This is a genomic window from Daejeonella sp. JGW-45 (assembly GCF_029360805.1).
In the GTDB taxonomy this organism is placed as follows: Bacteria; Bacteroidota; Bacteroidia; order Sphingobacteriales; family Sphingobacteriaceae; genus Daejeonella.
On record NZ_JARKNC010000001.1, the window covers coordinates 221,477 to 245,985 of the forward strand.

General features: G+C 39.5%; 22 protein-coding genes. 6 read left to right on the forward strand and 16 right to left on the reverse strand.

From position 1 onward, the window contains the following. The first annotated feature begins 26 nt into the window (after positions 1-26). Positions 27-1,253: a hypothetical protein gene (locus P2W76_RS01025; RefSeq protein WP_276345599.1), complete on the forward strand. Its 1,227-nt coding sequence runs from the start codon at positions 27-29 to the stop codon at positions 1,251-1,253. A gap of 533 nt (positions 1,254-1,786) precedes the next feature. Further along, positions 1,787-2,473 (forward strand): DUF305 domain-containing protein, encoded by a 687-nt coding sequence (locus tag P2W76_RS01030; protein ID WP_276345600.1) that lies wholly within the window; start codon positions 1,787-1,789, stop codon positions 2,471-2,473. Positions 2,474-2,554: 81 nt separating this feature from the next. On the opposite strand, the gene P2W76_RS01035 is transcribed toward P2W76_RS01030, so the two are convergent. Together P2W76_RS01035 and P2W76_RS01040 are read right to left on the reverse strand one after the other, a co-directional pair. After that, entirely contained in the window at positions 2,555-3,808 is a 1,254-nt protein-coding gene (locus P2W76_RS01035; RefSeq protein WP_276345601.1) for a M14-type cytosolic carboxypeptidase, read from the reverse strand. Positions 3,809-3,870: 62 nt separating this feature from the next. Continuing rightward, on the reverse strand, positions 3,871-4,281 hold the full coding sequence (locus P2W76_RS01040) for a hypothetical protein (protein WP_276345602.1): 411 nt from the start codon (positions 4,279-4,281) through the stop codon (positions 3,871-3,873). A gap of 277 nt (positions 4,282-4,558) precedes the next feature. On the opposite strand from P2W76_RS01040, the gene P2W76_RS01045 reads away from it, so the two are divergent. Next, positions 4,559-6,253, forward strand: a complete 1,695-nt coding sequence (locus P2W76_RS01045) for a hypothetical protein (protein ID WP_276345603.1) — start codon at positions 4,559-4,561, stop codon at positions 6,251-6,253. 133 nt (positions 6,254-6,386) lie between these two features. Here the strand turns inward: P2W76_RS01045 and P2W76_RS01050 are convergent, their stop codons facing one another. The 9 genes from P2W76_RS01050 to P2W76_RS01090 all read right to left on the reverse strand — a co-directional run bounded on the left by P2W76_RS01050 (position 6,387) and on the right by P2W76_RS01090 (position 17,276). Further along, positions 6,387-7,817: a DUF4157 domain-containing protein gene (locus P2W76_RS01050; protein ID WP_276345604.1), complete on the reverse strand. Its 1,431-nt coding sequence runs from the start codon at positions 7,815-7,817 to the stop codon at positions 6,387-6,389. A 370-nt stretch (positions 7,818-8,187) separates the two neighbouring features. Next, on the reverse strand, positions 8,188-8,643 hold the full coding sequence (locus P2W76_RS01055) for a JAB domain-containing protein (RefSeq protein WP_276345605.1): 456 nt from the start codon (positions 8,641-8,643) through the stop codon (positions 8,188-8,190). Between the two features lie 536 nt (positions 8,644-9,179). Beyond that, positions 9,180-9,791 (reverse strand): hypothetical protein, encoded by a 612-nt coding sequence (locus tag P2W76_RS01060; RefSeq protein WP_276345606.1) that lies wholly within the window; start codon positions 9,789-9,791, stop codon positions 9,180-9,182. A gap of 335 nt (positions 9,792-10,126) precedes the next feature. Next, positions 10,127-11,293 carry a hypothetical protein gene (locus P2W76_RS01065; protein ID WP_276345607.1) on the reverse strand — a complete coding sequence of 389 codons (1,167 nt, stop codon included), beginning with the start codon at positions 11,291-11,293 and terminating at the stop codon, positions 10,127-10,129. A gap of 349 nt (positions 11,294-11,642) precedes the next feature. Further along, complete coding sequence (locus tag P2W76_RS01070) at positions 11,643-12,386, reverse strand: hypothetical protein (RefSeq protein WP_276345608.1); 744 nt, start codon at positions 12,384-12,386, stop codon at positions 11,643-11,645. Continuing rightward, positions 12,383-13,582: a DUF3696 domain-containing protein gene (locus P2W76_RS01075; protein ID WP_276345609.1), complete on the reverse strand. Its 1,200-nt coding sequence runs from the start codon at positions 13,580-13,582 to the stop codon at positions 12,383-12,385. The genes P2W76_RS01070 and P2W76_RS01075 overlap by 4 nt, the downstream gene beginning before the upstream one ends. Continuing rightward, a complete protein-coding gene (locus tag P2W76_RS01080) occupies positions 13,582-14,946 on the reverse strand; it encodes a DUF262 domain-containing protein (RefSeq protein ID WP_276345610.1) in 1,365 nt (454 codons plus the stop codon). The genes P2W76_RS01075 and P2W76_RS01080 overlap by 1 nt, the downstream gene beginning before the upstream one ends. A 34-nt stretch (positions 14,947-14,980) precedes the next feature. After that, positions 14,981-16,144, reverse strand: a complete 1,164-nt coding sequence (locus tag P2W76_RS01085; RefSeq protein ID WP_276345611.1) for a DUF262 domain-containing protein — start codon at positions 16,142-16,144, stop codon at positions 14,981-14,983. Between the two features lie 10 nt (positions 16,145-16,154). Beyond that, positions 16,155-17,276 carry an adenine-specific methyltransferase EcoRI family protein gene (locus P2W76_RS01090; RefSeq protein ID WP_276345612.1) on the reverse strand — a complete coding sequence of 374 codons (1,122 nt, stop codon included), beginning with the start codon at positions 17,274-17,276 and terminating at the stop codon, positions 16,155-16,157. A 192-nt stretch (positions 17,277-17,468) separates the two neighbouring features. Between P2W76_RS01090 and P2W76_RS01095 the strand changes: the two genes are divergently transcribed. Next, a complete protein-coding gene (locus P2W76_RS01095) occupies positions 17,469-17,834 on the forward strand; it encodes a hypothetical protein (protein WP_276345613.1) in 366 nt (121 codons plus the stop codon). Between the two features lie 132 nt (positions 17,835-17,966). Here P2W76_RS01095 and P2W76_RS01100 read toward each other — a convergent pair whose 3' ends face one another. Together P2W76_RS01100 and P2W76_RS01105 are read right to left on the reverse strand one after the other, a co-directional pair. Next, positions 17,967-18,752: a hypothetical protein gene (locus P2W76_RS01100; protein ID WP_276345614.1), complete on the reverse strand. Its 786-nt coding sequence runs from the start codon at positions 18,750-18,752 to the stop codon at positions 17,967-17,969. Position 18,753: 1 nt separating this feature from the next. Next, a complete protein-coding gene (locus P2W76_RS01105; protein WP_276345615.1) occupies positions 18,754-19,521 on the reverse strand; it encodes a hypothetical protein in 768 nt (255 codons plus the stop codon). A gap of 1,272 nt (positions 19,522-20,793) precedes the next feature. On the opposite strand from P2W76_RS01105, the gene P2W76_RS01110 reads away from it, so the two are divergent. Both P2W76_RS01110 and P2W76_RS01115 read left to right on the forward strand, forming a co-directional pair. Continuing rightward, complete coding sequence (locus P2W76_RS01110) at positions 20,794-21,849, forward strand: nucleotidyltransferase domain-containing protein (RefSeq protein ID WP_276345616.1); 1,056 nt, start codon at positions 20,794-20,796, stop codon at positions 21,847-21,849. Further along, positions 21,846-22,820 carry an STING domain-containing protein gene (locus P2W76_RS01115; protein ID WP_276345617.1) on the forward strand — a complete coding sequence of 325 codons (975 nt, stop codon included), beginning with the start codon at positions 21,846-21,848 and terminating at the stop codon, positions 22,818-22,820. Before P2W76_RS01110 ends, P2W76_RS01115 begins: the two co-directional genes overlap by 4 nt. Before the next feature lie 37 nt (positions 22,821-22,857). On the opposite strand, the gene P2W76_RS01120 is transcribed toward P2W76_RS01115, so the two are convergent. From P2W76_RS01120 to P2W76_RS01130, 3 genes are all read right to left on the reverse strand, one after another. Beyond that, positions 22,858-23,319, reverse strand: a complete 462-nt coding sequence (locus P2W76_RS01120) for a hypothetical protein (protein ID WP_276345618.1) — start codon at positions 23,317-23,319, stop codon at positions 22,858-22,860. A 306-nt stretch (positions 23,320-23,625) separates the two neighbouring features. Further along, positions 23,626-24,090, reverse strand: coding sequence for a hypothetical protein (locus P2W76_RS01125; protein WP_276345619.1), 465 nt, complete (start codon positions 24,088-24,090; stop codon positions 23,626-23,628). Positions 24,091-24,122: 32 nt separating this feature from the next. Continuing rightward, a complete protein-coding gene (locus P2W76_RS01130; RefSeq protein ID WP_276345620.1) occupies positions 24,123-24,503 on the reverse strand; it encodes a hypothetical protein in 381 nt (126 codons plus the stop codon). Between the last annotated feature and the right edge of the window lie 6 nt (positions 24,504-24,509).

The following is a 24,509-nucleotide window of genomic DNA, read 5'->3' on the forward strand; positions in this document are numbered from 1 at the left end:
TAAATAAACCCTTAAAAACCAAAATTATGTTACGTAACATCACCAAAAAGCTAGCAATCTTACTGGTCATCAGCGCAGCTGTTGCCTCATGTAAAAAAGACAAAAATGAGCCGGATACTGAAGACAGCTCTAAAGAGTTTAAATATCTCAGGGTGCTCGTAGGCGACGAACTATCGCCTAAGCTGACTCAGATTGATCCTTCTGCGGCAGCGATCACGACCTACGATGCCAAGTTCCCCTTAGCCAGCATTTACGGTACTGCATCCGGACGTTATGCCGCAGTGCTTTATGGCGCACAGAACCTTGTCGAAGTATTCGACAGCGGCTTGCAGAACCATGACGATCACGTGGACATGGTGAATGCCCCTAAATGGGCAGCTATTACAGCCAATGGCATTAAACCTGCGCACTTTAAAAGTAAAGGACTGGAATCATTGATCTTTAACGATGGCGACGGCACCCTCAGTTCAGCAAAGGAGCCTGATTTCAATACAGCCGGCGCTAAATTCAAAACTATAAATGCAGGATTGTTACCGCATCACGGCGCAATGGCACAATTCACTAATGGAAATTATGCGGTGACCACAGTGGCTGCGGCCGGCGCGCCGGTTAACCGGGTGAAAATTATCAACAGCACAGGCGGTGAGGTACATGCATCGGCAATGGAAGTGGGAGCTATCCACGGAAATGCTTCGGATGGAACTAACGCCGTTTTTGGTGCGTTCAGCTCAGCATCTGCAACTTCCGGAGGGGTACTTGTGGTAAACCAGTCAGGGCAGCAGAGGTTAATCCCGAATCCTGATGGGCTTGGAGCTTTCCGTTTCGGTACTATTCTGTATGCCGGATCGGCTAAGAAGTTCATCGCTTATGGTGCTGCAAAAGGGGCCTATCTTATCGATCTTACAGCCAATAAAATGACACCTCTCTATTCAGGCAGTGATGCGTTCCAGTGTAAGGTAGATTATGCCGGGAAAAATCTTTTGGTACTGACCCTGGATGGCAAGCTCCGTGTTTATGATCTTTCGACGGGATCGATAAAAAAAGAAGGAAATGTGCTGGCAGCAACTCCGTCTGCAGATACCTATAAACCTGTTCTGGAAGCAACAGCGAAATTCGCATACATCGCCGTACCATCAGCGGGTGAAGTTCAGCAGATCAGCCTGGATGATTTCACTAAAGTCGTCAAGCATAAAGTTTCTTCGCGGCCGGTCCGCCTGACCTTGCTTGGTTTTGAAAGCAGCGAATCGCATTAAAAAAACGGATTAACTGCTGGAAGAAGCCGTGCTTTGCAAAGGCAGGCCGGCTTCTTCATAATACGGCATTTAAAAAGCCCCCTAGATATAGGCAATGTCGTTATTTAAAGGATCCAGGATTTTGGCTGACATTGTTTCACCGAGTGGTCTGTAGATACGACCCCGAAGGAGTCGCATGTTTATAGATGAATGTCGTCGTCTACTCACGACCCCGAAGGTGGTCGTATGTGCCGGATTTAATGATAATGTGTTTATCACATGCGACCCCGTCCGACCGGTGTTCATCCGGGCGGACACCTTCGGGGTCGGGTAAATGCACTAAATAATTTTCTATAAACATGCGACTCCTTCGGAGTCAGCGAATCTGCCTTAAGCTGTTGCATTTAACAAAAGGACATCAAAACTCCTTAAATAATGACATTGCCACGATATGGGGGCTTTTACAAGAAAACAAAAAAGCCAAATATTTTACGGAATAATGTAAAACAATCGCCTTCCTGAATTGCTAAAATTATATTGCTATACATTAAGAAATGAGATATACATATAATCAGGCAAAATCCATGTGCAGGAATTTTTTAATAACAGGCTTCACCATTACGCTGCTTGCCTGCAACAACGTCTCAAATAACGATGCCGTTCATACGGACAGTTCAGGCCATGCGGGTCATCAAAGCACGGGTTCAAAAGCAAGAGGTCAGGACCAGGTGAACCCGGTAACAGAAACCATGACCCGGATGATGAATGAGATGCATAACACGAAGCCAACGGGCGACAATGATATCGACTTTGCGGCAATGATGGTTGAACATCATAAAGGTGCTGTCGCGATGTCGGAACTAGAAGTTAAGCAGGGAAGCAATGCGGAAATGAAAGCATTTGCCCGGAAGGTGATTGATGACCAGAACAAAGAGATCGGATCTATGCAGGCGTTCATTTCAAAAGCCCCGGAAACAGCTTCATCAAATTCAGCTGATTTTCAGAAAGCCCTGAGTGCCTCCATGACCGCAATGATGAGCGGCAATACCACCATCTACAATGATATCGACAAGGATTTTGCGGCCCAGATGATACCACACCATCAAAGTGCAGTGGATATGGCTGAAGCGTATTTACAGTATGGCAAGGAAGCGAGTCTAAGGGCGCTGTGCCAGGACATTATTAATTCTCAGACGAAAGAGATCAATTGGTTGAAAGAGTGGTTGGCTAAGAACAAGTAATTTTAGCCATCAAAAAGAAAGTAATTAAGCCCCGGACATTAGGCTTGCTAATATCATAATGTCGCGTTAATTTGTACTTAATCAGTACACATTCTTCCCGTCAAAATAATTGTAGAACACTGTTCTGAGCTGTTCTCCCAAAAGCTCCCAGTCCTTTCCAAAAGGTTGCTTTTTTAACCCTTTGATCCATTCATAATTAAGCTCATAAACAATGGCGTCGATCCCGAAACGTGCTCCGAGCCCTTCCCCAAAAGAACCCGGATTTTTTACATGCGCGGGACCTTCTGTAAACCAGGTATGCTTGTAAAGCAAGTCTACGAAGCGTTTGATCCTTTCGGTATGAGCCACGTTATCTGCTGTCGGCAGGTTAATATGCACGTTACCCCCGGCATCGTTGTGAAGGTCGATTGCCAGGTGTGGTTTCTTTCCCTCAGCCACCATTTTTATTAACCAGCTTTCAAAGGCATACTTCTCAGGAGTTAATTCTTTATCGGCAGGCAGGTGCCACTCGCGGTTAAGATCTTTTCCCAATGTATTAAAACGTGTTCTGCCTCTCGCTACGCCGTCTTTATTGGCCATAGGCATGATATACACAGCATACCTTTTGAGAAATGCTGCTGCATCTTTTTTCAGCAAGCTGCGTATTAAGCCCTGCACCACCCAGTTTCCTCCGGGCTCCCAGGAGTGCGCCCGTGCCCTCAGGAAAATGCGATATGGTGCATCCTTCCTGCCTACCCGGATTATTTCCAGGCTGCGTCCCTCTGCGGTCTTCCCGATATTGGTCACTTCAACAAGCGGGTTAGCGCGCACCTCCCGGATCAGCTTGTCAAGATCGCTGATGCGGTAAGGCTCCACGCTGGCCACGTACATCTTGCTGCTCGTCATGTGAAGCCTGAACTTTAAGCTGTTATTCGGAAGAAGGTCCGTAGGAATTTCAGTCCACGTGATCCCATCGGCGGAAACCAGGCAATTTGTTCTGTGAGACACCGGACTGGCCTTCATCCCGTTCCATACATTATCAAAATTATTAAGGGTTAGAGTTACTTCAGAGCCTGCTTCAGCCTCGACCTGGAAATGCCAGTGACCATTGGCCTGGTTAGGCGAAGCGCGCTCATGATCATAGTTAAGGCTGATATGTACCACACCGGCCGAATCGATCTCCCAGTCCAGCTGTGAGGCATTTTCAAAATTCGTATTGATATACCTGAAATTCTTTTTAACGGTATCGGCCGCTATACCGGAAGTATGATGCCTTACTTCTGAAGCTTTGCCGGCGAAGATGTTGGAAATGATCAGGCACAGGAATATCCCGGTAGGTATGATATTTTTAACCATTGTTCGTATAAGTATAATTGCTGGCTGCGTCTGCCGGATCCCTTCAGGCTGTGAGATGGAACTTAGTCCTGCTGTTCCTGCCTGGCCTTTCTTTTAGTTTGGTATAAAGGAGAATCAAGATCGGAACTGAAACGTCTCTGGTATTGATTAGTTCCGGCAAGCGTACGCTCGTATTTGACAATATCGTCCTGCTTTACAATTTTAAAAACCTTATTGTCATAAATGCGGTATAATTTCCCGTTGTTTCCCTGGAAGCCCCATAAGGTGCTTTTTAATACTTTATTTTTTCTGCCATTGAGATAAACCACCTTCAGATATTTTCCGTATTCAGGAGATTTAATCTTTTTGATCACACCTGTGGCATCTTCCGTTACAGGATCCTGGCGATCAAATAATAGCGCTGGTGCCTGTCCGTAAGTTGAGAAACACACAGTAAAAAGGAATATTGCTAAGAATTTGTATTTCAGCTGCATAATTTTTCAGTTTAAACTTACTGTAATTCGGACTAAGTTTTCTTCCCCGGGACACAATAACGGATAAGGAATGCGAAGCGGGTCTTAAATCTTAATACCAAGATACTTACCTTATTTTACAAGTCAAAATATCTTTTTAACGGCAGTCAGCCGCCGCTTATCAGCAATTTAAATTTACGGCTACTACCAGCTGCCATTCAGACTGTCTTAACAGTAATTGACTCTTTAAATCCGCGGAATGGATAATTGCTATAAAACTAAACTAAAACCAAATATTATGAAAAGACTAAACTCAGGTATTTTTAATCTCCTTAGGGGTACTGGCCATAGTACTTTACCCGGAACTCCCGCGCTATTCCTGGCCGGAGTATTATGCTTTACCGCAGCCTGTAAAAAGGAACCGGAAAAGGTTTTGCAAATCGAGACCAGTTCCAAAAAGAATGCGGGAGCGTCAGTTTCAGCGGTGGGCGACAATATTTGGTACGATAAATTTGTAGCTTATGACAATGCCTATGGTGATAACAGTTACACCAGCACGAGCACAGCAACCCTGGCCTGGGGGGAAAGTTACATGCTTCGCAGTTACGTAAAAATGTGGGAGCTTACTCAAAACACCGCCTGGCTGGATAAACTGACCACACATGTGGATGTGATCATTGCCAATGCTACCGACCTTGGAGGCGACGGTTATCTGGACTGGGGAACTACAAAATATGGCGACGGGGGTAAGTATCCTTACCTCGTGCACGACGGGATGATAGCCTTGCCGATAGCGCAGTTTGTCAGGCTGGTCCATCAGTATCCCACTACCCTATCCGCCTACGCAACTAAGGCTGCCGCTTACCGCACATTTATAGAAACCCATGTCGTACCTAAGTGGGAGGATCCTAACAGTTATATGGGTAATTGCTGGGTACTATACAGCTCAAGTACCGGGTATTATAAGCAGCCCGCGTTCAACGCCTTCCCGGGGCAGAACTATACACAGCTGCCGTATAACATGATGGGGCCCTATGCCGAGATGTTATGGACCATGTATGATGTCAATGGAAATTCTTTTTACAACACCCGCGCTAACCAGATGGCTCAGAACTTCAAAAATGCGCTGGTAACAAATGGCTCGGCATATAAGTGGAAATATGCCTTTGTGCTTCCGCAGATCGAGGATACATCCCATGGCAACCTGGACGTTGGAATGGCACGTGAATCATTTAACCGCGCGGGAACGATCAGCGGAACGCACATCGCAAAAATATCTTACGCCTTTACCGGGATCATGTGGAATCAATCTGTGAGCGCTCCCTTAGTGAAAGATAATGTGGACGGCACGGGAACCTCGTATGTTTATACTAAATATATAGGCGACTGGATACCGATGACGCAGTTCAACCAGAATGCATGGCTGATCGGCGCCGGCCAGTACCGGAATTTCACTATTCCGTCAATGGATCACAATTACGCCTATAACCTCGTCCAGCTCATGGCATGGGACCTGGAAAAAGTTATCAACCAGGGATTTGAATACGTGGCCTATCATGACGCTACCTTACCTGCACAATGGGTTCGCGGAGCCGGAACAACCAGCGAGGTCCGCCGGTATACCGCAGATAAGAAGAATGGCAAGGCAAGTGCAGCAATAACATCCACAACAGGCGATGACCTGTGGCAAATGTTATATCAGGATTGGAAGCAATGGAAGGCGAATACAACCTACGAGGTTTCATTTGACGTGAAGACCAGCGGATCAAACGGGGCCCGCATATTTATACAGAATGTTACTGCCGGAACTATCCTCGGTACAGTGCACGATTACCCGTCAAGCCCATCCTGGACAAGCCAGAGCTTCACGGTAACCACCCCGTCAACAACCAGCCCGCATTTACGGCTATACCTGGAAAACAATTTCAAAAGTACCGCAGGCACAGCATTGTTTGATAATGTTAAGATCAAACGGGTTGGGTCTGCGTGGTAGATAATGTGATTGCCGTCAAGGAATTGAAAACCCGGATCTAGGTCCGGGTTTTTTGCATTTATTCTCTATGCCTGATTTCCATTCCGTTTACCAGTGAATGTCCCGGTTGCTTGAAAATTCAGCCCTTCCTCTCCTAAGCTAACCGCTTACTGACTACATTCTTGTCCTTATCATACAAGGTAGCAGATACAATGGTACTTGCAGGAACCGGTCCCGGAACTAAGACCTCGAGCTGCCCTGCAAAGCGGTTTTTAAAGTTTCGCGCTCTTAGAAGATCTGCTACATGGATATAATCGTTGAGTCGCATTTCCCATACCACCCCCAGGTTGTGGGTATCTATTGCGTAACCAAGTCCGATATCATGACTGGTAGAGGTAGACACCATTCCATTCTTAAAGGTATTGCTATGCGTATGCTGAACCACCCCAAAGAATGAAACATCGCGTGATCCCCCGGGAGGCATATCTGTAAATGCGAGTGTTCTAAACGACTCTGCTGTTACTTCCCTGCCATCACCCCGGAAAACTAATTGCGACGGTCTGCTCTGCTTCAAATACCATTGAAAATAACGCTCGTCTGCTGCGGTGATCTGGCCAAGGTCATCCCGCTCTTCAGAAACTAACTCAGCATCTGCATCCTGACGTTCACGATGCACGGTCCGGATTTTATTAAACTGCTCCAGGAAGCTAAACTTAAGCTTGGTGTCCCACAGTGATAACTGACGCTGCAGTCGCTCAAAACTAGCTACGGAACCCTCTGCCCGATCCGGGATCATGGCCAGCTTCCTAAAAAAGGTATCATACTCAGGCAACCATTCTGCCACGTCCTCTTCTAAATTCAATTCCCCTTCCGGATCAGTGCTATACGGCGAAGCAACGATATGCATTATTTCTTCGCGCTTGGTATGAAACTGATCAACCAGGCCTTCTGCTGTTACCCGTAATGCAGGAAGCTTAGCCTTCTGTGCTTCAGATAACAGCTTAAACTGTGATACCGGGCTCGAAATCGCTGTGTCGATGAGTTTAGCCTGCACTGGAGATTTCGTGTTGACGGAAAAAGCCTTTTGCCCCTGCTCGTCTGCTTCCCTTTCTAAAGCCTCATCATCATTGACCGGCAAACTGCCCTTCATCTGCAAAGTAGGCTTAACCCTGCCTTGCTTCTGTTGTGCCACATGCCAGGCCTCATGCGGGAGGTGTTTTTCCTGTCCGGGGGCAACGTGAATATCCGTCCCTTGTGCATATGCAAATGCATTCAGCTGGGCCGGTTTAGGCGAGTTATAGTGCACCCTGACATCGTTCATTGAAAAACCCGAAAGGTGTTCCACTCCTGATTTTAAGTTATCGGGCATCCCGGTATCATTCGCCTTAAACTGGACTGGTTGAGTTTCAAGCGGCTCGTTTTCCAAAATCCCTTCTTGTACGGGTGCCGGGGGTTCCGGGGCTGACCTGGCTGTCTGTTGCTGCCCTAAGACGGGTACGGCAGGAAGAGATATGCCGCCCTTGCCGGTCTGAGGGATATTTGTCTTATTATCGGTATGGGTTTTATGTGCATTAGTAACAGCCATTGCATGATGGTTAGCGACGATGAAGATACGAAAGATTGTAAGGTTCGGGTTTTAGGGCAGTACTAGTTTGGATTTATATGGGGGAGCTTACAGGTAGTAATTTACTGTCTGCGGACTATCGCTCTATTTACAGCTTGTCAAAATTTACTATGTAAGTACTATCGAGAAAAGGATGGGTGCAAGTCATATTTGCAGTCCCGAAGCAGGGGATTAGCTGAGCTGGGCCAGAGCACATGCCTTACAAGCAGGGAACTAAAGTCCGTTATTATCTCCCAATCCCTCTTTTTTCTCATTTTTACAGTCATGTACTAACTATGTACTATCAGGTGACCTGGTTAAAAAAAAATATTTAGTTGTTCAAGTTGTTAATTTACATCAAATATTCATCTGCGAAGCTTAGGAAGCCATCTTTCGTAAGAATGATGTGGTCTAAAACTGGTAGGTCTAAGAACAATCCCGCATTCTTTAATTTCTTCGTAAGCTCTATGTCTGCGTGACTAGCCTTCAAGTTTCCAGATGGGTGATTGTGACATAAAACAATCGAAGCTGCATTACATTTCAAAGCTGAAACAAAGATGACTTTCGGATCAGCTATTGTACCTGCTGTACCACCTACTGAAATTGGTACAATCCCCAAAACTCTATTAGCTCGATTGAGAAGAATGATCTTGAACTCTTCGATAAACTCGATAGTTTCATAGTTCCAATTGCTCTGAAGCACCCTGTGTGCGTCCTCGGATGTGTTTATTTGTGGCCTTTCTGATGCCTTTACTGTGGTTTTGTAGGTTAGTTGTACCTCGCTAACTTTTGTGTTTTGTAAGTCCATAATGTTTCGTTTTGAATTAATTATGGTACTCTCGTGGGTTAAGAGCAATCAAGTCCAAAAGGAAACGATATAAATGGATAGTGAGTAGGAAATGTGCGTTTATGCTCGGCAATCTTTTGGACGCTTCAGCAGCTCTTAACCTAACTTTGTATCATACATTAATTCAACAACAAACGGTTCAATCTAGATCTTTAGCTCTAAAACTTGCAAACACGTGTTATGGCGACAAAACGAGTCAAAACATTGTAATCGAGAGGAATTCAACCAAAACACTAGTTTATAAGCAAAGTGTATCAAAAACACATTTTATTTAGACATGTAGTTTGTCCTTTTTCTTCTCGTGCAACTTTGGGTTACCTATAGAGAGAGTAGTTGACAAACTTTTAGGACATTGTTGAAATGTAAAATTCACTTATTATTTTAAAAGTTGAGACTCTTAGTGACGTCCTTTTTTAGACGGGCTAACTTCTATTTGCATCCCAAGAACACAATATAAGATTGTTTAATTGACCATGCAGATCAACAACAATTACCTTTTATTTAAGGTGTTTCAGCGTAGTATCCGGTGGGCCAAACAATAGATTCTCATCCGCATAAAATTCACTCCCTTTCGATTGGCCCTTTAGAATAACCTGTCTAATCATTTCAAAGTTATTGGGTTTTGGTGAACTCGTTATCACCTTGCGAACGACCCCATTTTTATCTGACGCATAAAAAGAGAAGTAGTCATGTTCGGGTTTATGTACAAATCCAAGGCTATGTTTAATATTTCCAGCAATTTGATACTCGTTTCCAGAATCCGTTGCATCCACAAAAGATCCCCATTCTTGCGAAGCCTTATATTGACCATACATGCTTAAAAAGATTAGAACAGGTAAAATCACTATTAATATTAAATATGTGTAAAAGCCATATTTTGAGGCTTTAAATAACTTAATCGGTCTACTGAAGATAAGATTAATCAAAGCCCCAATTCCTAACATTACAAAGAAGGCAACCGGAACCGACAAGATATTCCGTCCCCAAACATCATCATTACCCTTCAAGAAAAATTTGTTTACTATGTATATGATGATAGTTAATGCGAAAAGAGCAAAGGTATAACTATACCTGCTGATTGTGGATTTGGTCTCTTTGATATGTTCCATACTAAGCGTTGTGTACGTTATCCTAAGATAAATACTTTTGTTTCAGTAACAAATATTAACAGTTAGAGAGTACGAACCTACACTTTTCATTTTTTACAATGTTTAAACACCCAGTTTATGAAGTGTAGGTGGAAATGTTGAGTGGAATATTACTTATTATTTTAAAAGTCGAGACTCTTTACTAATGTCCTTTTTTTCTTCAAGTGACTTTGATTTATCTATAGAAGAGGTAGTATCAAATATTTTAGGACATCTGGACTGACTTATTACTTTAAAAGGTAAGTAGTGATTGTAGACTTTTAAATAAGTAGCAAGGTTGAAAGTTAGAGAAGTCGTTAAGTTATCTTCTCATTTAGTTTGTGTTTCCATTTTACAAATCCGTCAACAAAGTTTGACGAAATGTCGTCATGTTCAATAACGCAAAATAAAAGATCGCTGTCGTGGTGATTTTGTCTGTACGCTCTTTTATATTGTTCTCGTCCACTATCCCTGATAGTGTTAACTGACGCCTCAATTCTTTTGTATTGAAGTTCTATTTCTATTTCAGATTTGTCGATGCTCCACATGTAAGTCGCATGCGAGTTGAGAAGTTCCCACACAAAATGGTTATTATCCTTACCTTGAATGAAGAATAAAAAACCGAAGTTCGGATGAAGCGTAAATCTCAACTTGCTGTCCTCGGCTTGTTTGCTCCCCGACAAAAATTCAAGTTGCTTTCTGTTTCTTGTTTTGTGGTTGTCAAGCAAAAAATTTAAGATGTCCTGCTCATTTTGACAGAAAACATTGCCTTCAAGGCCTTCTGTTTCCATTTCTCCAAAAATTTCCTCTGCTGTAAAAAGTGATTTGTGGGTATCAGCAACTCTCGGTGATTTGGTCAACGCAATTGTTCGCTGATATTTGATGCTGTCAATCAACTCTGCATCTATCATTGCAATGTGTGGTGAAATCGCCGATGCTTCTGTTACTTTACCATCTGTCGTGGTAATAGTCGCATTAACTTTAAACTTTCTCGTTTTGAGTTTTTTAGCGAACCATGACTTGACATTTTCAAATTCTGCAAGTATGTAGTCGTTTTTAATTTTGAAACTTACTTTGTCGCCAACCTCTTTTATACTCTTAGTGAAAGTTACATACCCAAGCATAAAGTATGCATCAGAAAAATAAACGTTGAACTCAACTTGATGAGTTTCAATTATCGGTTTTCGTTCCGTAGGCACGAATACAGGCCTATTATACTGCCCCTGTGGTAAATCACTTTCAACTCCGAAGCTGTAAAAAACAGTAGAAGTAGAAATTGATTTTCGAGTTGCTTCCTCTGCAAAAGATCTATTTACACCATGATTGTATAGAACGTCCAGAAGTTTACTCTTTTGATAGTTGGAGAGATGCTGCTCAAGTTGTAGCCAGTCAAATTTTTCAAATACAATCCGCTCAACTTCAGCCACTGGTTTCTGATAATCAAATTGTTGAACGTCATTGGTGAAATAGTCAATGACTTTCATCCGCCAGCATTTGGTTTCGGGGTTGTATTCGAGTAGTTCAACTTTCCAATAAATCTCTTGATGTGTACGAAATTTACAATGATCGATCGGAAAGCTAGTGTGTTGAATAGGAACAGTCAACTTAGGGCTTAGATGTATGTCCTGATTGTCAACCTTTATGATTAGTTCCTTCAGCATCGGTTCAAAATATTTTTTCTCTGTCGTTTCCTTTAGTAAGTTTCAAGTCGTTACAGGTCGTCAAATCGGCAAGCGATTTAGATAACTAAAAATATCACTCTTTCATGGATAAAGCTATTTGAGGCTCTAAATTGTTGGAATCGACTCCAGCAAAATAATGCTTTGATATAGTCTACGACTGCTTATTAATTAATCCTAAAAGCTTTTCTGCCTTTTGAATATCCTCATTTTGATTAGGATTTGACTTTTGCTCAATTGATGCTAAGTAAACTAAACCGTTAATTTCATTGAAGTAAACCCTTAAGGCAACCGGATGGTAAACCCTTAGTTCCAAGACCGTACACTTATTTGAGATACTTACATCCTTAATAATTTTCGTGTCTGGATAAAACCGTGTAGCTAAATGCCGGTTAGCAGCCTTGTTGAATTCTTCGTAAATTGAATTTTGAACATCCTTAGCAAGTGACTGATAAGTCTTTTCAAAATTTTTCGTTGTTATAGCTTCTCCAATGAACAAAATTAGTTTTTCGAAGTTGGTTTGATAATACGATATCCAACTCGAGTATGTTCCCACATCAATAATTTTTTTATGTGGTTTTATTATTTGGTTCCCAAAATCTACTCCAAGAAATCCGTTAACCTCACTTAAACAAAATTCATTTGCTTTTATTTCGCTATCGACTTCAATTTCACAAGGACTTAGCTTAGCAAAAAAATTATAAATGTTAAAGATGTCGATATCTCCTAGGTTTGGAAAAATATCCTTCTCAAAATGAGCTACTTCGAAACAGGAATTATTTCGATAAAATGTATGCTCCTGCTTCTTTTCAATTTGCATTAATTCTAAAGCCCCATACTTGAAGCTATCAAAATCAGGTGTATTGAGAGATTGACTATTTAGAAAGAACTTGCTCATTTCTTTTTTAGATTCAACAGTTCTACATAGTCTATTTGAGTTTGATCAAAAAATCCCTTGGGCCACTCGGTCAACTCGCCTTTATCATTGATTTGAATCGCTTTGATCTTAGGCTGTTGTTTAACTCCGAGAATTTTATCTTCTTTCAATTCCTGATCCGTCTTTTTTTCTCGGTAGAAATAATTTATAGTCACTTTATTATTAATGATCGCCTTTTTAGCAACTGCGATTTGAATGCCGTTAATAATATGATCGCTGTGGCTCTCCACTAGAATTTTGACACCCGCATTCGCCATCACACCTAGAAAATAACCCATCTTAGATTGTGCCGACGGGTGCAGATGTGCTTCGGGATTTTCGACAATTAAAATTCTGCCTTTTTCCGCTAGTAAACACGAGACAATTATGGGAATCGAATAACTAATTCCGAAGCCAGTGTTAGTAGGAAATATCGCATTACCCTTTGAATACGAGTTTTCAACAGTTAGTCTGGCAGTATGAGTCTCACTGTCTTTTACCGGAATCATTGTAACGCCATCGATAATGTAACTGAGCCAGGCATTTATATGATGCTGGAATTTGTTACCCTTCAAATAATCTGGGTCATCTAATACTCTGTCAACATCCAATTTGAACTTACTTTCAATTTCTAGGGAATCCACATCAGCAATCATCTGAGCTGTGAACTCACCTTGATATCCAACATTCGGATAATCATAGAATCTAATGGCTTGATTTATTCGCGGTCCAATTCTTTCAGCATTCAAATAGTAAAACTGTTGGAACATCAGTGGGTTATTCGGATATTGGAAGCTGTTTTCCAATAGTTCTTTAGGCGTGATCCAAAGTTCATTTAAATTATTTGTGGAGTACTTTACTACTAGTGATTGCTCCTTTTCAGAAAGGCCTAATTCAATATCCGTTTCCGTAAACTCTGACGGTAACACATTTAGGCTGCTTCCTAAGCCTAGACAGTATACATCATTTAGTTCGACATTTAAGTTATTAATTGAAGTGTACGCGAACTTTGTCGATTTCCATTCACTACAATGCTCTACTGTTCTTCTTAGAAGTAGTAAAGATTGTATAGCAGTGCTTTTACCGTTTCCGTTGCTACCTGCAAAAACAGTTAGATCATTAAGTTCAATTTCAATGTCGTAAAAACATTTGAAGTTTTTTAAAGTCAGTTTTAACATTAGTATTCCAAATGATTTTTAAATAAGTCTCTTAAAACATTAAATGTATAGACCAAATTGGCCTTCCCATTTGTACCGTATGAGAGGTAGTAAAGTAATTGATTATCTTCCTCTATTTTATCAGCAATAGGTTTTGCTAAAGAGTTTGCAATATTTTTGTCTTTCACTCTGACATTATCGTAATCAGCTAATAAAACTGAACAGCACACAAATAGTGCTTTGTTAATCAGTTGCTTGTATGAACTAGGTTGAATATCCTTATTTTGTATTTTCCTAAAGGCATACCGGCTGCCGATAAGATATTCAGCGTTTTTCATGGAATTCGAAAATTTTCTTACATAGCTATCAAAATACTGTTGGGGGTTTTTAATGTTTTTATCAGTGTATTCGTCTAATACGAGATCCATATAGCCATTATAGTCTTCAATGCTATTGCTATAATCATAAATCTCGTAAAAGTATAAAAATCGTAAAGCGATTTCTTGATCTTCCATCCGGACGCTTTTTATACTTTTATCAGTAGCAGATTTAAACTCTCCTAAGGCTGCCATTGATTTCAAAGATTCTCTGAGTCCTTTACCCATCAAACAATTACGGATTTCCTGATTATTTAAAGGTCTTCCACCGGTGTTTATTCTTCGAAAAATATCATACTTTACTTTTGGAGGCGAAGATGGATCGATAATATTAGCAGAAATAGAGGTTAAATCAAACCATTTTAAGTATTTGGTGTCAAGACCTTTTTTATTTCCTCTTGTCTCATAGTATCGTCCCTCGCAAGTATCGTTCAAGTATTGTAAGTTTTTTAATGGAAAATTATTATCCATAAACTCTTTAATGGTTGAAATACGCTGGAGGCCATCGACAACAGAAAGATTACCTTCGTTATCTTCAGAGAAATAGAACATGGGTAATGGGATACGTAGTAGAATTGACTCGATCAACCTAGACTTTTGGAAACTATTCCAAACTAAATTTCTCTGAAAATCAGGGCTTAAATCAATACTCTCATTGTCTATCATTTTACTTAAAATGGATACAGCGATTTTGTCGGACCTGACTTTAATTTTATCGGGGTCATAAGGATTGATATCAGTAGTTTCTGTTTCATTGAACGTATCTGCACCTGATTTTTCAATTTCTATGATATCATACAGAACATTATCAAGCTTGTTCTCAATAGTGTCAGTGTCATCTATAATTCTTGAATCTTGGAGTAAAACAACAAGGTTTTGGCCAACCAACTCTAGTTCCATCCAAATTCTCTTCTCATCGTCAATCAACTGATAACAAGTTTCAGTACCTTCTTTTTTGATTACAGATAGACTGATTATTTTATCTGCAATGTTAAATTCAACTAACATTTTTCTATCTCTTTTGAATTTTAAGCTATTATACCTATTTATTTCCTTTTGCTCGATTATGAGTTTTACAAAGCATTTCACAGTTTTTAACACTTGTTGCTCCGCCTTTACTCCAAGCTGCTACATGGTCTGCGTCCATTTCTGCGAGCGTCCATATTTTATTCTTGTTGGCATCATGCCCAATAACACAATGAGGGCAATTTGACTCACCTTTGATTTCCGCTTTAGCTGTCTGAGCTTTGTATTGTGATTTCTTTGTTGCTTCGTCAAAAACTCTTACCTCAAGCAATTTAGCATCTGTTGAACCACCGAGGATATATTCAAATATGCCTCTGCGATTCTTCACATATGGGTCACTGTACAACTCTTGGACTTGTTGCGAAACCTTCTTTGGATCATAAGCGGTTTTGAAGTAGGTTTCATAAAGTCGTCCCCACTCAATTCCGCACATCTCGCTTTCAACGTCGTTAAACACTGCCGAAACCCAGTCTATAACACTGGTAAAATAAGTTTTTAAGTGATTTATGCTTTTGTCATAGCGGTGACTGCTCATGTAATCGACGATATTGCCTTTACTAACCCAGTCCAAAGCTCTCTCTAAAAATGCCTGACGGTTTACGCTGCCTTTTATATAAGCACTCCATTTCTGTATGTTTGCATTCTGACTGTTACTAAATTCAGCTTTCGCCAGGGTTACAAAGGGTCCAGAAAAAATCGCATTATTCAACTCCTGGTCATTTAGTGGAACACCTGCTGTATTAATTGTACGAAACCAGTTTTTTATTTCACTTTCGTCTCCTTCGCATTCATAAATGGTGAGTGTTGTGTTTAATATTTTCGCTCTTTTGTCTGCTGCAATTCCATCAAAGTATTGCTCTCTATCATTTTCGTCAATGTATGGAAATTTGTTTGACACATACCTACCAATGCTCGTTATCCGTTGTTGGCCGTCTAAAACCTCAAACTCATCCGCCTTAACTTTAACGAAATATATCAACCCTAACGGATAGCCCTGCAGTAAAGAATGAATTACTGCGACATCTTTTTTACCATCTGCATAAATGTAGTTGCGTTGGTATTCCGGCTGAATAGTTAACGTTCCAGAGAGGCCGAAAAGGCCTTTACCTTCCAGCTCGTTATAGATAAAACCTTCGCAGATTTCTTTAACTGTAATGTCTGTTCTTAATGTCGTTTTCATAAACTCTGCGTTACTTTTTATGTTTTATTAGTAGGCGTTTATATACATTGACACCTTCAATTGAAACGGACATTTGAATACTCTTATCCCAATCGACCGGTCTTCCATAGTCATATGAGCAACCAATTATCTCAAATTGGTCAGGATTGTATTTATCTAGAAAAGTTATCGGTACTCCCATTACGCCAGCATAATCACTTGGAATAGCATCAGTATAAGGTACTTCAATAGCATCGAAGTTATCATATTTTTTGTACTCTTTACCTTTTACATCTTTGTGCGAGCTGAACTTGATATTATCCCTCATCGTCATCAGTGGTAGTGGTTGATGACGCTTACCATGATCTATATTCGTAAACCAAAGACAGTTGTTAGTGGCAACAATACGTTTTCCATCATCATCAATTCGAGCCTCTGTACCATAAAGCTCGTAGGTTTCAGGTACTATAAAGCCTGAAATCCATCGTCCCATACCAGTCCCGAGCCAGATTTTATTATCCTTAATTAATGGAAATACTTCTTTATAGGTTATCGCATTTATGTTTGCGATTATCAAGAAAGTTTTATTAAAGTCAACAAGTTGTTTTATATAATCTCGAAACAAGCTAAAAGGGGGATTGGTTACTACTATGTCTGCTTGTTGTAACAAAGTGATTGATTCGTCACTACGAAAGTCGCCATCACTTTTTAACGCTGTCCATTCGTTATTCTTATTATTTTTTAACTGTAGTGCAACATCTTTCAAGCTAAATTCACCATCACCATCCATATCACCAACTTCATTAATAATAAATTTATTTGCAGTTATCTTTGCACGACCTTTTGCTTTCGAAGTTGCTTTATCATTGACAAACAATTGCAATTGCGTATTGGCAATGGGCGAAGGTTTATAGCTGGTGGTGATAAGTTGCTTCAAGCCAATTCGCTTAAAGTTTAAGACGAAGTAACGGAAGAAATTGCTTTCAAATGGATCATCACAGTTGCAGTAGACTACTTTTCCACTGAAGACACCTGAGTTATATTCTAAATACGCTTCTACTTCCTTCTGGATATCTCTGTACTGGGTATAGAATTCATCACTTTTTGATTTTTTAGCGTTATGGAGTAATTTGTTTGTTGCGTTTCTTGCCATACTTATTATCTCATGTATTTAGCTGTGTCGTGTCATTAGTAAAGATAGGTGAATGTTTGCATCTAGGTGCTAACATTGTTTTAGATTACGTCTTCCATTTTTTGTGCTATTATCTTACAAGCCTACCTACCGACCATAGAATTTAAATAAAATGCGCTGCTAATTTACTAATATTGTTAGTAAATTTACAGAATGTCAATAAGGGAACAGGTAGAGTTTGGGATTGCACTTACAAGGGACTTAGCTGCTTGGGCTAAGGTACAGCGATCCTTAGGCAGAGCTGTCCCTCCTGGCAAGTTTTTATTTGAAATGTATGTTAAGAAGAATGACAAAGTAGTCCTGGTATTTCTGAATCGTTTATCTTATCGCTACTACGCCAAGTTTGTTGCACCAGATGTTGAAGATTATTGTGTAAAGCTCCTTCGTGCAATTGAACCTTGTGTATTCAATGCTATATCGTGTGAGATTGAGCCTTATACCTTGCGCTTTGAATTTGAGCATAAGGATGGGGTATTGACTAAACACGTTCGATACTCATTTGCCTCAATGATTTACTGACATTCTATGGAACCCGAAGACATTCATACAATTTAATATAACGATGAAACTAGCGGTGACTAGTTTTCGTGGCATTAATTTTTTTAGTGCTAAATTTCGAGACAATCCTGGGGCTTCTCAATAAATTAGTGTCTAGTAGGGTGGAATTGCTTCTTTAAGCTTATTTTCCGCGGCTGTCGGAAAGCCATCGGAGTTCAATTTTGTAGCGTCATTTACAATCCGTTTTAATCTATCAACTTTGTCCTTTTTAGTTTGTGACAAACCATAAGTGCCTGCTGATGATACAAAACTTTTAAAATAGTCAAACAGGTCGTTACAGAAAATATAGTAATGATTGACAATCATATTTTCCAATTCATAAGAGCTATAAACCCATCCATTCAACGCATTCCAGTATTTCATAACGCGAATCAAAGGTCTTATTAATCCTTTGTCATTAGAATTCTTGTTGCTTAGTTGATTGTTAAATGCGTTTGGGTGAGTGGTTTGCCATGTAGAATAATCGTTTAACGCAGCTGGAATCTGGTAGGAATCCCAAGATGAAAGAATGGCTGGAACGAGTTCAATTTTAATTTTCGATAATTCTAAAACAATGGTTGGATGGGATTGATAAATTTCAGAGCTTGTATATTTCGCCAGTGCAAAATCCTTAAGATAATTTAAATATGTTGAAGGTTGCTTACTATCGTCTGCGAAAACAATCATGTAGTCAACATCGGAACGAGAATCTGCCCTTCTAGGCATTAGTGTCTTTCTTTTAAATGAGCCGAAGGTAAATTTCTCTTTAACTACACCTGAATCGAAGTACCATATAAGCTTTACATTTAACGCCATTATGTGGTTATCGATTACGCTTCGCTCGGATTGTGTAATTATTAGATTGCCTGCTGTTGCTAGTAAATGACTGTTTAAACTCATATTAAATGATACTATATTGAGATTTCAATGCATCCCACTCTGTTGCAAGTTGTGTTTGGCTAACTTGAAAAAGTTTAGAGTCCAATGGCAACGAGGCCCATGCTAAGGTTGTTTCGTAGTCAATTACTTGTTTTATAGCTTCTGGCTCACGAGATGCGAAAGTTGTTCCAATTAATGTTGTAAATAGTGCTTTGAAACTGTCCAATAACGTTTCAAGTCTTCCGACAACAATAATGGTTCTGATCGTATTTTGAACGAGAGCTAAAGGTAGAATTGCCTCTATTATCATGCGTACTGCGCCTTTATTTCCAACTACTGCAGAAAACATGAAGACTAATAGAACAAGTAGGGCATTTCTGTAAATCGACTTCTGCATTAACTTGACTATATGATATGTATGAAATGTATTTTCGAAACAGTTCACCGTAAGTTTATAGAACCCTGGGATTAAATTATCTTGAGAAAAATAATTAGAGGCGCTATGCCCAGCAAACCCTGTATTGAAAGAATTGTCAATATACTGGAGTCGTCTTAGTTTCTCAGCTTTATTGTATAAATGGTCCGCCCTTAAATCTAAAACTATGTAAATTAATACTAAAATTGAGTTAAGTCCGATAATTAAATCTAAATAATCCTTAATAATTATACTCTCACTGGCTCCATTGTACTGTTCATTAATAGTTAGAGCAATGGTAATAATCGTTGAGAAAATTAATATCCATCCTTTCCAGTTATTACACTCATTTACACGGTCATAGTCTGTTTTCATACTTATCATTTAGCATTCAGGAGATTTAAACTTAACGTAAATTAACTTAAACAAAAAATTTCTATCTGATATTCTGATAGAAATCAAAATAGATCTACACCGCTTTTTTTTCGTCTAATTTCGCGACCACCACGCGACTGAGCAACCATCTAAGGAGAAGAGCACGTAGTGCGGTCCTTAGTATGTTTACACAAGCAAATGGCGGAGCTTTTGGCCAGTGATATGTGTTTAGGGATTCAAAAGGTATGACAGTTGTGAAGTGGTTGCGAATCCGCAGGTCGCTCAAGCTAGAGAAGCAAGAACATTTTGAATAAATCACGAAGTATTTATTTTAAAAGGTTTAGGAGCTTCTACGAACTGCGTCGCTTGCCGGATGCAAAGAGAATGACAGACTGCTTGAAGGGATTTGTCCTGGTTGCCAAACCAAGACAACAGCATGGGAGCATAGCGCATACATTTGTCGCGAAGCACTAATGAGAAGCGTGGTCTGGCGTGAGCATTGCCGGCTTAGTAGCTGTGAGTTCCGATCTTCCTGCTTTTGGATGGTGCGGCAGGGCTATTGCGGCACTGGCTTTATAGAATGTACTGAAACAATATAAACTTATAAATGAAAGACCAAAGCTCAGCTTATCCCTCGTTAAGCCGCAATTAGAGGGTGGGCTGAGGGTTGGGATTGAAAACATTAACCTCTATGACATAAATGTCAGCAATTTGTCATGAGGCATTTAGAAGATGTAATAATTAACTGACACAATGGCAATTGTTGATAAATCGGATAAAACTTTACGTTTAGAGATAATATTCTTAAAAGGTTTGAAACAATAGTTTTTGAACCCATCTCAATGTTAGTTCAATTTTTGCTAAAGAAATTGGCACAAACTGTGATGTTCAGTAAATGGTTTTAAGTTGAAGGCCTTATGGAGTGGGATCCATAAGGACTATCTTTCTTTAAAGCTATAGAGTTATCTAAAGCAATGTAGCAATTGTTTTTACGGCGCAAAGGTAGAAAAAGTTTCGACTTAGAAATTATTTTCTCATTTACTCCTACAGAAGTTAAATCTTCTTCAAACTCCATAGCCATAGGCTTCTACTCCTGCCAGAAACTTAGAAAATTAATCCTAATTGAGATATCAAGAAGGTATTTATTTATTAAACTTCAAACTATGGTAAGTTTAAACACAAACTTTTTCTTGCCCCATTTTCGATGGGAAGTATTATCATCACGAAAAGATGTTAATAGAATTGTTAATCCTGTGAAGATGGAGGTGGCAATTGGCAGCTAACAGATATCGAAGCCTAGCAGACGAGGTCTATGCTAGACAAAACCCTGACAACCTGATCTTAGAAAAGTCTATTGCGGATGAGCTTTCAAGTGTAAGCTATAGCGACGTTCTATACTATGTAAGGATAGCGATGAACGGCGTGAACCCGACCTACACACAAAAAAGTAAACTAGCTGGTGAATATGTGAAGGACCACTTGGTTGCCGGTGGCCTAAAAAACGTCACATTTGAATATCAAGGCTCAGTGATGACTAACACGCACATTAAAGGCACGAGTGATATCGACTTGTTAGCTATATCCGATAAGTTTTACAGCCGCTCAATATTTGAAGTAAACACAATTTTGAGTGACAACAATATACAAAACAAGTACTATCCCTCGCAGATTGAAAGATTAGCGCTTGAACAAGGTCGTCCTTATTATTCTGGATCAGAAGCGGATTTAGCAAAGCTTCGATATGACAGTGAAGCTATTCTGACTGATGTATACTCAGTAATTGAGAAAAGGAAACCGAAGTCTATAAAGATTACAAATACAAATCTTAAAAGAGATGTTGATATAGTTATAGCAAATTGGTATGATGATATAAGATCAATTGTTAATGGCAAAGGTGGATATCGCGGTATTCAAATTTACCATAAAGACAAAAATACAGTCGGTACACCTGATTATCCTTTCTTAAGCATCGAACGGATTAATGCTAAGAGCAGTGAGACAGGCGGTAGGTTAAAAAAAATGATCAGGTTCCTTAAAAATGTTAAAGCAAAATCATCGCTTGGCATTGACCTAAATAGCTTCGAATTCAATGCAATAACATATGATATCGCAAAAGAAAAGTATTCTGGTTTGGCTTATTACGAATTGGTTTATATAATTTATCAGCAAATAAGGAGCCTATGTTCTAGTCAAATAATATCGGATTCACTCCAATCAGTGGATGAGAGTGAATATATTTTTAGAAACAAACCTGATAAACTAGAGAGCTTAAAAACCTTGTTGATAGAAATAGAATCTATTTACTATGATTTAAACTCAGCGATATGATACAACATAGATTATTTATAGGGTCTTCAGCTGAGCAGATCCCTCTATTGAACAATGTTGCAGCACTAATTGGCGATGTTGCACACTGCATTAAGTGGACTAAAGCATTTGCTTCCAATAAAAGTGCATTGGATTCTCTGATGAAGCAGACGCGATTAGCCGACTATGCGATTTTGATTGCTACAAAAGATGATCTTGCTGAGAAACGAACTGACATTGTTATGAAACCTCGAGATAATGTAATCCTCGAGTTTGGATTATTTGTAGGATTCACCGGTTTAAATAAATGCTTTTTATTAGTCGAAAAAGGAACAGATTTACCTTCTGATCTCCATGGAATTAATCTTGCTGAATTTACTCTTGAAAAAGGCAAGCATAACTCCTTAGAAATTGTAGTTGAAGGGATTAAAGATGAGATTGCAAAATCACAAAAGGTTAGTGAACTTGGTCTTTTACCTTCTACTGCTTTAGCGATCGGTTACTTCAATGGATTTATCAGAAAAGTATGTGAAGAGGTTGAAAAGAACCATTCAATAATAGTTGACGGCAAAAATGTCAGGGTCAAAAGTTTTAAAATAACCATTGTTATTCCTAAAAATTTAGATGATTCTGGTGTCGATGATTTCGCTGTAGCTTATAATAAAAGTAACTCCTTGTTAAAAGCAACCACATACGTTGATGCCGAAGTTGGCAATCGTCGTGGCTATCCATTCCATTTCAAGGTAGATCCACCAGAACAAGATTCAAAGCATCCTCTCGAAATACACGTATCTGATATTCCAAATACGCTAAACACAATTGGTGAATGTTTAAAACTCTATTTACCATCAGGAGAAATTGGCTCAAATAAGGACTTAGAACATTTGGAGTCTAGAGAACTGAATAACTTCACAAAAGTGCTCAGTTACTTGATTAAGAAGAATAATCTTACTAAAAGGAATGTCTCAATTGAGGTAGACGTTGAAGTTTGATCGATAGGAAGGCTTCATCACAGGATGAAGCCTCTACCTACCCTATGAAGTCAACCTTTTCGTTTTCGAGTATCTTAAAATTCGTTCCATCCCAAACCGCCTCTGAGCTTGCAAGCCTGTAACTGTCACCTTGATTCCAAGTTGATCCAACGATATCTTCAATCAGATCTTCAAGAAACACTTTCTCGTTAATCTTTAGATCTTTTGGAATCAAATATGCAGCATAAGGATTCTCGAAGTGATAAGGATAGTAAAAGGTGAAATCGATTACCTTGTTACCTTTCTCGCCGAAGGCCATTGAATCAAACCTGAAATCAGCAGATATTTCGATTTCTCCAGTTTCAGAATGTTGTATTACCGCATATTTGGTTTTAATTTCAGGTGATGGAATGACTGGTTTGACTAATGGCCAGTAACCTTCTTTAGCAGCTTGGTTTATCGCTTCTTTACTCCGAGCCGTTTTAATGACCCGGAGATTGGATTCGTTATTGTTCGACATACGTTTGGTGTGTTAAATAAATGTTTTCTTGGTTTAAGTCAATTTTGATACAAGTGTGTGGATCGTTCTTAATCAAGTTAATCAGTTCATTTTCTTTTAAAAGTGCGCTATCGTAAATTTGCTTATTGCAGGAATCACAGAGTCTAGCTTTTAAAGTAATAGTTGAATTTAGATCCTCCCATTGCTTATTTAAAGGGCAATGTAGAGTCTTTATAAATGATCCATCATCTGCAAATAGTTGATGAGTTATTGGATTATAAACCATAATAGAAATTTAAAAAAGGTAGTGATTAGCTACCCTGATGGTTATTCTAAATTAAGATAACAAACTGCTCTGGCAGAACTTGGTCCGCGACTAACAGTCCCGCCACGTTGCACTGGAATCAATTCTGGCCAACGATCGGAGTCAAGATCAACCGATAACAACAAGTCACCAGTCGAACTCTTTTTTAGTCTAAGCTTAAACCTATCATTATCGATTTGAATGATACGACTATAATCTATATCAGTCTTTGTCAGCAAGATATCTTCTGACTTTTTCACCGATTTTAATAATGCGAATTTGTCTTCAAACTCGATCTTGAATCGTTTGCCTATCATGTATCGCTCTAACTGTTGCTGAGCCTCTTTGTCTCGCCCTGTTCTTGGTTCATCGTAAAATATTTCGTGGTCCGCCTCCACGCGATAAACGATATAAGTGCCGTCTTTAGAATTGCAAGCTGAAAGAGTAATAGCTAATACAGTAACAAATAGAATAATGCCTTTCTTCATGTGTAAAATCGCTAAGCAGTGAACAACATCATCTATTTGATGTAATAGACAATCTTGAAGTCTTTCGCCTTCTCAACTGTCGCTATTTTTAACTTTTTACCATTTGCTTCGGTAGTTAATGACAGTACTACCGAAATTTTATCAGAAGGGTCATCGTTATAAGTGGCCACATAATAGTCTCCACTTGTATTTGAAATTCGATTTGTTATAGTGTAGCGATAACTATCAATGGTTAATTGGCTCTTAACAAATGAAAGGGTTGTACTTGTCACTTGTTGATTACTTCGAACAAATTTATCTCCATTCCATTTAAAGTTAACTTGTAAATAGGCTTGAAAGGTCTGAGCGCTACTTTTGGATGGAAACGAAAGGCATAAAAAGGCCATTAGAATCAGTGTACGGTAATGTTTCATTAATTA